Origin of the sequence: Leclercia sp. GLN_9 (genome assembly GCF_043105735.1) — a bacterium.
GTDB classification, from domain to species: domain Bacteria; phylum Pseudomonadota; class Gammaproteobacteria; order Enterobacterales; family Enterobacteriaceae; genus Enterobacter; species Enterobacter adecarboxylatus.
Window position 1 is genome coordinate 252,988 of sequence record NZ_JBICLV010000010.1, and the last position, 11,862, is coordinate 264,849.

Below are 11,862 nucleotides of genomic sequence, written 5' to 3' on the forward strand. Positions count from 1 at the left end.
CGACACAGTCGCACCCTCTTTCCTTTTTATTTCCCCTTTAAATACCGGAGGCCTGGCATGAGCAACCAAGGCGAATTTCCTGAAGACGGTCAGTCACCCGACTTCAGTCTGTCCCGACGGGATCTGATAAAAGTCAGCGCAGCGGCGGCGGCAACCGCTGCTGTTTATCCTTGTGGCGCACTGGCTGAGGGCGAGCCTGCTGTCACCCCCCCGCCCGAGATGATGCCCCTGACGCTGCGCGTCAACGGCAAAAGTCAGCAACTCGAGGTGGATACGCGTACCACCCTGCTGGATGCACTGCGGGAAAACTTGCAGCTTACCGGCACGAAAAAAGGCTGCGATCACGGGCAGTGCGGCGCCTGTACCGTGCTGGTGAATGGCCGCAGGCTCAACGCCTGCCTGACGCTGGCAATCATGCATCAGGATGCCGAAATCACCACCATCGAAGGACTGGGTACGCCTGACAATCTGCATCCCATGCAGGCGGCATTTATCAAACATGATGGTTTCCAGTGCGGCTACTGTACCTCAGGGCAAATCTGCTCCTCCGTCGCGGTACTGAAAGAGATTGAAGCGGGCATCCCCAGCCACGTTACGCTTGATCTGGTCTCCCCCCCGGAAAAGACGGCGGATGAGATCCGCGAACGCATGAGCGGCAACATCTGTCGTTGCGGCGCGTACGCCAACATTCTGGCCGCCATCGAAGACGCCGCAGGGGAGCTTAAATCATGAAAGCCTTTACTTACGAACGGGTAAAAACCCCGGCCGAGGCCGCGGCCAGCGCCAGGGATAAACACGGCGCAAAATTTATCGCCGGGGGAACGAATCTGCTCGATCTGATGAAGCTGGAAATTGAGACGCCCACCCATCTGATCGACGTGAACGGTCTGGGCCTCGACCAGATTGCTGCCACCGACGAGGGCGGTCTGCGGATCGGCGCCCTGGTGCGCAATACCGATTTAGCCGCAGATGAACGTGTGCGCCGTGACTATGCCGTGCTGTCCAGAGCGCTACTGGCAGGGGCGTCCGGTCAGTTACGCAACCAGGCCACCACGGCTGGTAATCTTCTTCAGCGTACCCGCTGCCCCTATTTTTACGATACCAATCAGCCCTGCAATAAACGTCTTCCCGGCAGCGGCTGCGCGGCGCTTGAGGGGTTTAGCCGTCAGCATGCGGTGGTGGGCGGCAGCGAGGCCTGTATTGCTACGCATCCGGGCGATATGCCTGTCGCGATGCGTCTGCTGGATGCAGTAGTGGAAACCGTTTCTGCCGACGGCAAAGCGCGGAACATCCCCCTCGCCGACTTTTATCGCGCCCCAGGGAAAACGCCCCATATCGAAACTGTCCTGACGCCAGGTGAACTGATTACCGCCGTCACCCTGCCGCCGCCCGTGGGTGGGCAGCACATCTACCGTAAAGTCCGCGATCGCGCCTCCTACGCCTTTGCGCTGGTCTCGGTCGCGGCGATTGTCCAGCCAGATGGCAGTGGGCGTGTCGCGCTGGGCGGCGTGGCTCATAAACCCTGGCGGATTGCCCAGGCCGATGCGCAGCTGCCCCAGGGCGCGCAGGCCGTCTACGATGCGTTGTTTGCGGAGGCTCACCCGACGCCTGAAAACACGTTCAAATTAACCCTGGCGAAGCGAACGCTTGCCTCCGTGCTGACAGAAGCGAGGGCTAAGGTATGAAATTCGATAAACCGGCAGGTGAAAACCCGATCGATCGCTTGAAGGTGGTCGGTCAGCCCCGCGACCGTATCGACGGTGCCTTAAAAACCACCGGCACGGCGCACTACGCCTACGAATGGCATGATATCGCGCCCAATGCGGCGTATGGCTATGTTGTGGGGTCGGCAATTGCCAAAGGCGAGATCGCCGCCATCGACACGCAGGCCGCGAAAAACGCGCCGGGGGTGTTAACGGTGATCACCGCCAGTAGCGCGGGCGAACTCGGCAAAGGCGAGCGAAACGCGGCCACCCTGCTGGGCGGCCCGAAGATTGAGCACTACCATCAGGCCGTTGCGCTGGTAGTGGCAGAGACGTTTGAGCAGGCCCGGGCGGCGGCGGCGCTGGTGCAGGTGACCTGGCGGCGTGAAAAAGGATCTTACTCGCTGGCAGATGAAAAACCCGCCGTCAGCCAGCCGCCTGAGGATACACCCGATAAAAACACCGGGGATTTTGACGCCGCCTTTTCCGCCGCCGCGGTGAAGCTGGATGCGATCTACACCACGCCTGACCAGAGCCATATGGCGATGGAGCCGCATGCCTCGATGGCGGCCTGGGAGGGCGATAAGGTGACCCTCTGGACCTCTAACCAGATGGTTGCCTGGTGCCGTACCGACCTCGCAGAGACCCTCAAGATCCCGGAGGAGAATGTGCGCGTCATCGCCCCGTATATCGGCGGCGGCTTTGGCGGCAAGTTGTTCCTGCGAAGCGATGCCCTGCTGGCCGCGCTGGCCGCCCGCGCCATAAAGCGCCCGGTGAAAGTGATGCTTTCTCGGCCCACTATTCCGAATAACACCACTCACCGCCCGGCCACTATTCAGCATATTCGCATCGGGACGGATACCGCCGGGAAAATCACGGCCATCGCGCATGATAGCTGGTCGGGCAATCTTCCCGGCGGCACCCCGGAGACCGCAGTTCAGCAGACTGAACTGCTCTACGCGGGGGCGAATCGCCATACCGGACTGCGGCTGGCAAAACTGGATCTGCCGGAGGGCAATGCCATGCGTGCCCCTGGCGAAGCGCCGGGTTTGATGGCGCTGGAAATCGCCATTGATGAGCTGGCCGAAAAAGCGGGTATCGATCCGGTTGAATTTCGCATCCTCAATGACACCCAGGTTGATCCGGCCGATCCCAGCCGGCCTTTTTCACGCCGTCAGCTGATTGAGTGCCTGCGTACCGGTGCCGACGCGTTCGGCTGGAAAGCGCGTAACGCGACGCCGGGCCAGGTTCGCGACGGTCGTTGGCTGGTGGGCATGGGCATGGCGGCCGGTTTTCGCAATAACCTGCTGGAAAAATCTGCCGCCCGTGTGCATCTGGATGCCGCCGGAAACGTGACGGTAGAGACCGACATGACCGACATCGGGACCGGGAGCTATACCATCATTGCCCAGACGGCGGCAGAAATGCTGGGCGTGCCGCTGGAAAAGGTGACGGTTAATCTGGGTGACTCAAGCTTCCCGGTATCGGCCGGCTCAGGCGGGCAATGGGGGGCGAACACCTCCACCTCGGGAGTCTACGCCGCCTGCGTGAAGTTGCGTGAAACCATTGCCACGAGGCTCGGTTTTGACCCGCACCAGGCGCAATTTAGCGACGGGAAAATCAGCAGTGATACCCGCAGCGCAGACATTACCGAGGCCGCGGCCAACGGCACCCTGACCGCTGAAGACGGTATCGAATTCGGCGATCTGGATAAGCAGTATCAGCAGTCCACCTTTGCCGGACATTTTATCGAAGTGGGCGTGGATAGCGCGACCGGCGAGGTGCGGGTGCGTCGCATGCTCGCGGTATGCGCGGCCGGGCGTATCCTTAACCCAAAAACGGCGCGCAGCCAGGTGATTGGCGCGATGACCATGGGGCTGGGCGCGGCGCTGATGGAAGAGCTGGCGGTGGATACCCGGCTGGGCTACTTCGTCAACCACGACATGGCCGCGTATGAAGTACCGGTCCATGCCGATATTCCCGAGCAGAAAGTGATTTTCCTGGATGATACTGACCCCATCTCCTCCCCGATGAAAGCCAAAGGCGTGGGCGAGCTTGGCCTGTGCGGCGTGGGTGCTGCCATTGCCAATGCGGTGTATAACGCGACGGGGGTAAGAGTGCGTGACTATCCTGTCACCCTGGATAAATTGCTCAGCGGCCTGCCGGACGCCGTTTAAGGAGGAACCATGCCCCACTCGCTTTTTAATCTGGCAGACGATCTGCGCCAGACGCCGGAACAGGCGTTTCTGACTGACGACAGCCGGGAGATCCTGCGCTTCGCGGTTGAGGCGCTGATGGCCGGCAAAGAGGCGGCGCTGGTGATGCTGACGGAGATACGCGGCGGCGCGGCACGCTCGTTGGGGGCGCAGATGGTGGTTCGCGAGGATGGCCAGTACTGTGGCTTCGTCTCCGGGGGCTGCGTCGAAGCGGCAGCGGCATTTGAGGCGCTGGAGGTGATCGCGTCCGGCCAGGATCGCGAGGTGCGTTATGGCCAGGGTTCGCCCTGGTTTGACATTGTCCTGCCCTGCGGCGGGGGCATCACGCTGGCGATTCATAAGCTGCGCTCGGCGCAGCCGCTGCTGGCGGTACTGAACCGCCTGGCGCAGCGCCAGCCCGCCGGGTTGCGCTACACCCCGCAGACGCAGACACTCACCTGCTTGTCCGAGCCAACGCTCAGCGGCTGGCATAATCAGGGTATTGAGATAGGTTTCCAGCCCTGCGTGCGGTTGCTGATCCACGGAAATTCCATCGAAGCGCAGGCGACGGCTGAACTCGCGGCAGCGGCAGGGTATGACGTTTGTCCCTTCGACCCCTGCTCGGGTGACCCGGGTTCCCTCATTGATGCTGACACGGCGGTGATCCTGCTGTGGCACGATCTTCACCGGGAACTTCCCGTCCTGCAGGCCGCACGCGACGCGACCCCGTTTTACATCGGCGCGCTGGGCAGCCAGCGTACCCATAGCCAGCGCAGACAAAAGCTCATTGAGCTGGGCTGGCGGGATGACGAGATTGCGCGCATTAAAGCGCCGATCGGTATCTTCCCGAAAGCCCGGGACGCACGCACCCTGGCGCTGTCTGTTCTGGCAGACGTGGCTGCCGCACGCCTGCGTCAGGACGAATGCTAATGTCCTCGCCGGTTGTGATTATTCTCGCCGCCGGACGCGGCGAGCGGTTTCTCGCCTCGGGGGGCAAAACGCATAAGCTTGAGGCGGTGTTGGCCGGGCAATCTGTCCTGACGCACGTGATTCAGGCGGTTGAAGCCGCCAACCTGCCGTGGCATCTCGTCAGGCCTGAAGGCGGAACGCCGGGCATGGGCGCGTCGATTTCACTGGGTGTCCAGGCCACGGACCTGGCGTCGGGATGGTTAATCCTGCCCGCCGACCTGCCTTTAATTCAGCCCCGGACGTTGCAGCGCGTTGCTGAAGAACTGATGAATTACGGGATTGTGGTCCCTCACCACCAGCAACAGGCGGGGCACCCGGTGGGGTTTCGTCGGGAATACCGCGAGGCGTTGCAGGGTCTGGCGGGTGATACGGGGGCGCGGGAAATAGTGATGCGTGCGCGCAGTCAGGGGGATGTGCTGGATCTTTCGCTGGATGACGCTGGCGTTATATTTGATATCGATACGCTGGAGGATCTACGGGCGGCGCAAAAAACACGGTGCGCCAACGCCGTTGTGCCTGACTGAGACTGTTTAAATCAGCCCTGCCCAGGGTAGTAGAATTCAATTCTTATACCGCTGGGGTCGTAACACATCATGTGCATTGACGGCCCTTCTCTTATCACGGTTGGCTCGAATTCAATTTCGATCTGATTCGCCTTTAATACCTCAAGAAGCTGGAACAGATCCGCTTTATTTTCGACCCGTAAAGCCAAGTGATGGAGTCCAACGTTCGTTTTACGATTAAATTCCACGGGGTCGTCGGTTTGCGTTTTCCAGAGCGTAATCGTCAGGGCATTATCTCTGACGAAGATGGCGGGATAATCTTCACGGCGTTTCACTTCCTCCCAGCCCAATATTCTGGTGAAGAACGCCGCGCTTTCTTCAAGTTTTGATACGGCCAGGCCAATATGTTGTACGCCCGTTGTCACTGCCATCATTTTATTCTCCTTCAGAACATTGCTTTCGCCAGCCTGTGCACCGCCCAGGGATACATGCGCTTGTGGAACAGTCTGGCTTTCAATGCGGAACGCGCAGCCATGGCAATCACATGCTGACATGGCTGGTCTCACCGGATAGACGCTAATCAAACTGGCGGACATGCCGGTCGAGGAAGTCACGCACGGCGGTACCTATCTCTTTAGCATGCGTTTCAAGGGCGAAGTGGCCCGTGTCATAAAAGCGTATTTCAGTGTCAGGCAAATCACGTTTCCAGGCTTCTGCGCCCGCCGGCATGAAAAAGGGATCGTTTTTTCCCCATACGGCTAATAGCGGTGGCTGATACTGGCGAAAATAGCCTTGATACTGCGGGTACATCTCTACGTTCGAGGCGTAATCCAGCAGCAGGTCTAACTGGATTTCCGCATTACCAGGCCGTAATACCTGCATCCCTTCGAGCGAATAGCCGTCAGGTGAAATCAGACTCTGATCGGAAACGCCTTCCAGATATTGCCATTTGATAGCCGCTGGCGTCGGAAATTCACTCAGCGCATGGCGGTTTTCCACAGTGGGATCACGCCAGTATTGCTGAATAGGTGCCCAGGCCTCTCCCAGCCCCTCTTCGTAGGCATTGCCGTTCTGGGAAATAAGGGCTGTTACCCGCTGCGGATGCGCTAACGCCAGTCGCCATCCGACAGGCGCGCCGTAATCGTGGACCAACAGCGCATAGCGGTTGAGATGAAGCTCTTCGGTAAACCGGCCAATGGTTTCAGCAAGGTGGGCAAAAGTATAAGCATACTCCCCTCGCGCGGGCGCCTCAGTGAAACCAAAGGCGGGCAAATCCGGGGCGATCACATGATAACGATCGGCCAGCTGGGGGATCAGGTCACGAAACATAAATGATGAACCCGCGAAGCCATGAAGCAGCAGTAATACAGGCGATGCCGGATCCCCCGCTTCGCGGTAAAAAACGTTCACGTCGCCTGCTTGTTGATAACGGTAATGGATCGCGGTAACTGGCGAGACGGAGGCGTTATCGGTTGTGGAAGACGTCATGGCAAACCTCTTTGTAACCATTAAAGTGTGTATTTGAAGGTTACACGCAAATTTGGTAACCTGTCAAAATGATTTTATGAGTTACGGACAGGTATGGAATTCAAACAACCTTCTCAGCCTCTCTTCCTCGCCGATAATCTCGCACTGGATTTTATTAACAGTGAATACGGGACGGGTGATGAGCGGCATGATTGTTTTACCGACAATCTCAGCGTCATCGACTGGCTGGAAACGGCGGGTGTTGTGCCGAAAGGCACTGAGGCACCGGATGACTTACTAACTGAAGCCCGTCAGCTGCGCGATGCTGCCAGAACCCTGGTGCATGCCGCGATGAAATCCGAGGCAGCTAACCTGACGGTGATTAACCAGATACTGCAAGCAGGGCGTCCTGAGACTGGACTGCAATGGGACGAAGATACGCGGCGATATCGGGTTGATGTCTGTTCAAACACGCTAAGCTCCGCAGGCCTGCTCTGGCCCATTGCGGATGCCCTGGTGAAGCTGGTCACTGATGAAAAGTTTGAATACGTGAGAGAGTGTGAAGCACATAACTGTATTTTACTTTTCCAGGATTTGAGCAAGTCACATCGCCGCCGCTGGTGCAGCATGGCAACCTGCGGTAATCGTATGAAAGTCGCGGCCTACCGAAACAGAAAGGGTTCATAGCGCTCATTCTCAGTGACATGCGATAACGCGTTGAGGCTGGCCGCACCCGGCGAGCGTACCAGCCTCTTACCCCCTCTGGTTTAAAAGAGTGTTGACCTGGACTTGACCAAAGAGAACGATCGTTCTACCATTTGCCTATGAACAAAAACACGACTGATACACGCGAAAAAATCCTCGCGACAGCTGAACAACTCATTTACCAGAACGGTATTCATGCCACCGGCATGGATCTTCTTGTAAGAACGTCAGGTGTGGCCCGGAAAAGTATTTATCGCTACTTCGCCAACAAAGACGAAGTGGCGGCTGCAGCCCTGAACGCACGTGATGTGCGCTGGATGGAATGGTTCAGGAGCGAGTGCGACAAAGCGGATACGCCGCAGGAACGCATCCTGAATATGTTTACCGTACTCAAAGGCTGGTTTGAGTCGGAGGGCTACCGCGGGTGCGCATTCATCAATACCGCGGGGGAAGTGGGTGACAGTGCAGATCCCATTCGCCAGATTGCTAAACTGCATAAGCAGAAAATCCTGGATTACGCCCTTGAGCTTACCGGACAACTGAATATTGAGCACTCCTCATCACTGGCAAGGCAGCTGCTGTTATTAATTGAAGGTGCCATCACCATGTCACGAGTTATGGGTGATAACAGCGCCGCCGATGATGCAAAAGATATTGCGCAGCTGTTACTGAAACAGGTCTCGTAAAAGAGGCCTGTATTCCGGGGAAATAATACTCACTGAATTATCCAGTTATGCTGGAGGTTCACGCGTGGGTGTCATTTATTTAATTTCAGACCACGAAAGAGAATATTACATTCATCCTCTGATATGACGTTATCGTTGATCTGATTATACCGATGCAAAACGCGCTTCACCTTTCCCCCTTTCCTTTCCGTCGCTATTTCATTCTGACTTCTCGCCTAACCGGCTTTGGCTCTATTCTCATATCAAAAAATCCTGCAAGGCAATGAGCCCTGAGTACCCCATTGAAATTAAACGATTTTCCTCTGAAAGATATCCCAAACCACCAGCAGATAAGAATATCTAAAAATTAATTTCTTATTATTTATGAACGCGTTAACACCATTTTTTAAAGGGATGCATTGCTTTTTTAATGATTTTATCAAACACCGTCTTGACGAGGTAGAACGATCGTTCTACCATGAATTCATAGACCAGACGGACCCTCTGAAAAGTGATATCGGGCATGATTGAGAATACAGAATTCTCATAGCTACCCAGGGCGTTAAATAACAGAGGAAGAATTTATGTCTACGTCTCGAAAAGCAAATGAAACCGAACTGTCCACATTTACAGGAGTCTCTACCATGTCTGATGCACAAATTCGTCCGCCGCTTCCTCCATTTACACTTGAGTCAGCGATTGAAAAAGTACGGCTTGCTGAAGATGGCTGGAATAGCCGTGACGCTGCAAAAGTCTCGCTGGCCTATTCTCTGGATACCAAATGGCGTAACCGCGCAGAATTTGCGAATAATCGCGAAGAAGCCAAAGGATTCCTTGAACGTAAATGGAAAAAAGAATTTGAGTACCGACTTATTAAAGAATTGTGGGCATTCGGGGGCAACCGCATTGCGGTCCGTTACGCCTACGAGTGGCGCGATGATTCAGGCAACTGGTTCCGTTCTTACGGAAATGAGAACTGGGAATTCGGGGAAGATGGTCTGATGCAACGCCGTTTCGCGTGTATCAATGATAAGCCTATCAAAGAGAGCGATCGCAAATTCCACTGGCCGCTGGGGCGTCGTCCAGATGACCATCCAGGGTTATCAGAGCTGGGTCTGTAACGTCCGGTTTATTCCGTTAAGCCCGGCGACTGTCCTGGTCGGGCACTTGCCCTACTCCTCGACGGGTAAAACTGCTGCAACAGGCGTGGCAGAATTTTTAAATACAAATAATGCCCAGGGCTTATCCAGTCGTGATAAGCCTGAGGGTTCGCTTATGTAAAAAGCACGCGAAATAATCATAAGCATTACGAATAAGGTGACACCATGAATATCAGATCCGCGTTATTGTCTGTCGCAATGGCTGCCGTTTCAGCCAATAGCTTTGCTGATACAACTGGCCCAGAACGTCATGTTCAACAATTCCTGAATGTGCTGAACGGGAGTGGCGGGAAGCCCATTGAGCAATTGTCTCCTCAGGCAGCACGCCAGGTATTGATCGATGCGCAAAAAGGCGCCACCCTGCCTGCTGCCGACGTCAGTGTAAAAACGATTACTGTTGATGGGCAAAATCTCACACTGAATATTGTGAAGCCGCATAACGCGCAGGGAACCCTGCCGGTATTTATGTTCTTTCATGGCGGTGGCTGGATCCTGGGCGATTTCCCGACACATGAGCGTCTTGTTCGCGATCTGGTTAACGCGTCTGGCGCGGCAGCCGTTTTCGTTAATTACACGCCCTCCCCGGAAGCGCATTTCCCCGTTGCGATTAATCAGGCCTATGCAGCAACCCGCTGGGTAGCCGAAAACGGAAATGAAATTGGCGTTGATGGTAAACGCCTGGCGCTGGTTGGTAACAGCGTGGGCGGTAATATGGTTGCGGCCGTTGCCCTTCAGGCTAAACAACATAAAACCCCTGCTATCCGCTATGACGTTATGCTCTGGCCTGTCACTGACGCGAATTTTGATACCGATTCTTATCATCAGTATGAAAACGGCTATTTCCTGTCGCGCAATATGATGAAGTGGTTCTGGGATGCTTACACCCCAAATGAGAGCGATAGAAATAACATCCTCGCCTCTCCGCTGCGCGCCACAACAGCGCAGTTGCAGGGCCTGCCACCTACCCTGATTCAGACCGCTGAGCTTGATGTGCTGCGTGACGAAGGCGAAGCTTTTGGTCGCAAACTTGATGCCGCGGGTGTCGACGTGACGGTGACGCGCTACAACGGATTAATTCATGATTACGGCCTGCTGAACGCGCTGAGTGACGTTCCTGCCGTGCGGGCTGCCATTGGTCAGGCTGGTTACCAGCTGAAAGAGCACCTGAAATAACGGTAAAGCGACCAGCGGGGCTGACCGGCTGGTCATTCTCTGTAATTTTTTGGCCGCTACTCTCTGCTGATACTGATATTTACCTTTACAGCAGGATAGTGGCCGGAAGGCTTATCATTCAATATGGAGTATCAACCCCTGAGTTCCTCTGAATAGTGCTGGATGTCATCGCACATCGCTTGTAACTCATTGATTAACCTCGCCGCATGGAAACCATCGCACACGGAATGATGCACCTGCAGGGCGAAAGGCAATAATACTTTTCCATCTTGCTCGTAGTATTTCCCAAAAGTGAACATAGGGGAAAAAAAGTTCTGCATGTGAGCGACGTTGATATCAAAACTGGTAAAACTCACCCAGGGAATAGCGGATACGAAAAATATATTGTCTGGCGACTGTCCCTTGGGCCAATAAGCAAGGTTATTACCATGGCGTGCCACGTCTTCAGAATAAACGTTCTGGAAGTGCTGAATATTGCCGTCGTACGGACTCCATATTGATGAAAAGGTCTCCGTTTCATTATGGAAGATGGTATAGCTTGGATGGACTTCATCCCATATCACAAGCTCATTGTTCTTCATCGCCATACGGAATTCCGTATGCCTGTTTACGACGTGAGCAATCAGGAAAATCATCGTCGGGTAAAATTTCCAGCCAACCGCTTTGATATGCTTTAACAGCGCCGTAATGTCTAATTGCACCGTCTGGTTAAACGTACTTTGTGCAAACGACTGAAATACCTCAAAATGCTCCTTCCTTGCCCAACGAGACAAGTCCACAACGGTATATGCTGGGGTGGTTGTTTTCATTTTTTACCTTTGATTAGCGATCATCTATCAGAGAGTAGCCTGAGCTATTTCATCAATTAAACACGCATACAAGTCCCGAACCATTTTGGTAGCGAATGCTTTTGTGAGAGTAGCGCAACCTTTTGCGGCAGGAAAGAGAATGTTAACCGTTTGATAATTAATAGAATCAAAGGCGCTCGAGCAAATTAATGGCTAATGAATTTTTTGCTGATGCAGGAAAATGTGAAGAAATGCTTGAATGGTGCCGATAATAGGAGTCGAACCTACGACCTTCGCATTACGAATGCGCTGCTCTACCAACTGAGCTATATCGGCTTTCCGGAGGAGGAACTTCGGTGTAAAAGGGTAAGAAAAAGAACCCAACTCGTCAACCCTTCACCTTTTAGTCGTTGATTTTTCCATCAATACGCGCAAAAACAACACAAATAAAAAGGTTGTTTTTGTTTTTCTTCACATTTTGCGGCTAATTGCCTGCGCAAGAGAGGCTATCTTCCCCGTTTGCCTGCAGAATCG

General features: G+C 54.7%; 12 protein-coding genes and 1 tRNA gene. 9 read left to right on the forward strand and 4 right to left on the reverse strand.

What is annotated here, in order from left to right:
* Window positions 1-57 precede the first annotated feature (57 nt).
* From paoA to ACF8PE_RS06230, 5 genes are read left to right on the forward strand one after another with little or no spacing between them, the layout of a single operon-like run.
* On the forward strand, window positions 58-732 hold the full coding sequence (paoA, locus tag ACF8PE_RS06210) for an aldehyde dehydrogenase iron-sulfur subunit PaoA (protein ID WP_032616724.1): 675 nt from the start codon (window positions 58-60) through the stop codon (window positions 730-732).
* Window positions 729-1,685: a xanthine dehydrogenase family protein subunit M gene (locus ACF8PE_RS06215; protein ID WP_059308666.1), complete on the forward strand. Its 957-nt coding sequence runs from the start codon at window positions 729-731 to the stop codon at window positions 1,683-1,685. The genes paoA and ACF8PE_RS06215 overlap by 4 nt, the downstream gene beginning before the upstream one ends.
* Window positions 1,682-3,880 carry an aldehyde oxidoreductase molybdenum-binding subunit PaoC gene (gene paoC / locus ACF8PE_RS06220; protein WP_262658595.1) on the forward strand — a complete coding sequence of 733 codons (2,199 nt, stop codon included), beginning with the start codon at window positions 1,682-1,684 and terminating at the stop codon, window positions 3,878-3,880. Before ACF8PE_RS06215 ends, paoC begins: the two co-directional genes overlap by 4 nt.
* Before the next feature lie 9 nt (window positions 3,881-3,889).
* Window positions 3,890-4,828 carry an XdhC family protein gene (locus tag ACF8PE_RS06225; RefSeq protein WP_280712961.1) on the forward strand — a complete coding sequence of 313 codons (939 nt, stop codon included), beginning with the start codon at window positions 3,890-3,892 and terminating at the stop codon, window positions 4,826-4,828.
* Window positions 4,822-5,391, forward strand: coding sequence for an NTP transferase domain-containing protein (locus ACF8PE_RS06230; protein WP_117385992.1), 570 nt, complete (start codon window positions 4,822-4,824; stop codon window positions 5,389-5,391). The genes ACF8PE_RS06225 and ACF8PE_RS06230 overlap by 7 nt, the downstream gene beginning before the upstream one ends.
* Before the next feature lie 11 nt (window positions 5,392-5,402).
* Here the strand turns inward: ACF8PE_RS06230 and ACF8PE_RS06235 are convergent, their stop codons facing one another.
* Both ACF8PE_RS06235 and ACF8PE_RS06240 read right to left on the reverse strand, forming a co-directional pair.
* On the reverse strand, window positions 5,403-5,924 hold the full coding sequence (locus ACF8PE_RS06235) for a VOC family protein (RefSeq protein WP_392494693.1): 522 nt from the start codon (window positions 5,922-5,924) through the stop codon (window positions 5,403-5,405).
* 22 nt (window positions 5,925-5,946) lie between these two features.
* Entirely contained in the window at window positions 5,947-6,858 is a 912-nt protein-coding gene (locus tag ACF8PE_RS06240; protein WP_392494694.1) for an alpha/beta fold hydrolase, read from the reverse strand.
* Between the two features lie 93 nt (window positions 6,859-6,951).
* Between ACF8PE_RS06240 and ACF8PE_RS06245 the strand changes: the two genes are divergently transcribed.
* From ACF8PE_RS06245 to ACF8PE_RS06260, 4 genes are all read left to right on the forward strand, one after another.
* Window positions 6,952-7,524: an ABATE domain-containing protein gene (locus tag ACF8PE_RS06245; protein WP_059308669.1), complete on the forward strand. Its 573-nt coding sequence runs from the start codon at window positions 6,952-6,954 to the stop codon at window positions 7,522-7,524.
* Between the two features lie 137 nt (window positions 7,525-7,661).
* Window positions 7,662-8,228 (forward strand): TetR/AcrR family transcriptional regulator, encoded by a 567-nt coding sequence (locus ACF8PE_RS06250; protein ID WP_032616713.1) that lies wholly within the window; start codon window positions 7,662-7,664, stop codon window positions 8,226-8,228.
* A 623-nt stretch (window positions 8,229-8,851) separates the two neighbouring features.
* Window positions 8,852-9,328: a DUF1348 family protein gene (locus ACF8PE_RS06255; protein WP_200142468.1), complete on the forward strand. Its 477-nt coding sequence runs from the start codon at window positions 8,852-8,854 to the stop codon at window positions 9,326-9,328.
* A 237-nt stretch (window positions 9,329-9,565) separates the two neighbouring features.
* The gene (locus tag ACF8PE_RS06260) at window positions 9,566-10,540 is read left to right on the forward strand and encodes an alpha/beta hydrolase (RefSeq protein WP_373880308.1); all 975 of its coding nucleotides are present in this window, start codon (window positions 9,566-9,568) and stop codon (window positions 10,538-10,540) included.
* Between the two features lie 131 nt (window positions 10,541-10,671).
* Here the strand turns inward: ACF8PE_RS06260 and catA are convergent, their stop codons facing one another.
* Both catA and ACF8PE_RS06270 read right to left on the reverse strand, forming a co-directional pair.
* Window positions 10,672-11,349, reverse strand: coding sequence for a type A chloramphenicol O-acetyltransferase (gene catA, locus ACF8PE_RS06265; RefSeq protein WP_059308672.1), 678 nt, complete (start codon window positions 11,347-11,349; stop codon window positions 10,672-10,674).
* 239 nt (window positions 11,350-11,588) lie between these two features.
* A tRNA-Thr gene (locus ACF8PE_RS06270) sits at window positions 11,589-11,664 on the reverse strand.
* Between the last annotated feature and the right edge of the window lie 198 nt (window positions 11,665-11,862).